Raw genomic sequence first — 1,408 nt, 5'->3', positions numbered from 1 at the left:
GTCGTCATCGATCATCCGCGGGCGTTCCAGCTCCCGGGTGTGCTGGCGCCGTTGACGCTGTTGAGCGCCGAGGACGGGTACGGCGGCCGGTACGGGATCGTGTGGGACCGCCGCACCGGGCTGCTGACCGCCACGCTGCGGGTCGTGCCGACGTCGACGTGGCTGGCCGATCGCAGCGACGCCGATACCTGGGTCGCGGGCTGGGGCGGCTGGCTCGCCTCCCTCGGGCACATGCCCGCCGTCCGGTGGGTGACGGTGATAGTGGAGACGGCGCCCGAGCCCGGGTCCACGCTCGCCGACACCGTCGTCCGCGCCGTCGTCGCGACCGCGCCGGCCCCGGCGCGCACCATCATGAGCGAGCTCGTCCGGACGGCCCCGGCCGCGGCAGCCGATGTCGACACCCGCGTCTCGATCACCTTCGACCCCAAGACGTCCACAAGCCGCCCGAAGGACTTGTTCGAAGCGGTCGCCGAACTGGGCCGGACGCTGGACGGGCTGGCGTCCCGGCTCGGCGGCTGCGGCGTCTCCGTCCTCGGGCGCGCCACCGCCGCCGAGATCGCCGGTGCGGTGCGGACCGCGTTTGATCCGCACGCGCGCGGCGAGGTCAACCGGCTCCTCGCCGCCCCGGACGCAGACGAGGTCTTGAACTGGTGCGATGCCGGACCGGTCGCCGCCACCGAGCACACCGGCCACTACGAGCACGACGGCGGGCAGTCGGTGAGCTGGGCCTGGCACGAACCGCCCCGGCAGAACGTCCGCTCGGACGTCCTGGCCCGGCTGGTTGCGCCCGGCCCGTTTCCCAAGCGCGTCACGCTGCAGTACCGGGCACTACCGGCTGCGACGGCGAGCCGGGTGCTGCAGCAGGAGGTGAACGCGGCGGCGTTCCGCACCCAGTTCCGCCGCCGGACCGGACGCGACGAGACCGCCCGCGACAGCTGGGATTCGGCCCGTGCGCGCCAGGCCGCCGCCGAGGAAGCGATGGGCGCCGGGGTCTGCCTGGTCTCCATGTACGCGACCGTCACCGCCACCAGCCCAGACCAGGTCCGCCGCGCCGTCGCGCACGTGGAGACGTCCGCCGACTCGGCCAAGATCCGGCTGCGCCGCCTGTGGGGCAGCCAAGCCGCAGGGTTCGCCACCACCCTGCCCTGCGGCATCTGCCCACCCGAACTGTCTCGCCGCCTCATCCACTGAACCAGGGGAATCAACGCTTGCCGAACGCCGAAGCACACGCCATGTCCGAACCGCTCGCCCCGCCGTGGGGCTGGCGCGGCCCCGGTACCGGACGCGCCGCACACGTCGAACCCGCACCCGAGTACCAGGCCACCACCAGCCAGGTCTGCGGCCTGTACCCCTTCACCGCCGGATCGGGCACACCGACCGCCGGCACCCCGGTCGGACGCCACCAACT

1 protein-coding gene is annotated in these 1,408 nt (G+C 73.7%); it reads left to right on the top strand.

The window, feature by feature from the left end:
• Positions 1 to 1,191 (top strand): SCO6880 family protein (locus tag AB0C35_RS46005; RefSeq protein WP_358471013.1); only part of this gene is annotated, 1,191 nt, incomplete at its 5' end.
• Between the last annotated feature and the right edge of the window lie 217 nt (positions 1,192 to 1,408).

This window comes from Spirillospora sp. NPDC048819, assembly GCF_040650055.1.
Classification (GTDB): Bacteria; Actinomycetota; Actinomycetes; order Streptosporangiales; family Streptosporangiaceae; genus Spirillospora.
The sequence above is the reverse complement of the archived record's forward strand: the minus strand, read 5'-3'. Positions and strand labels throughout refer to the sequence as shown.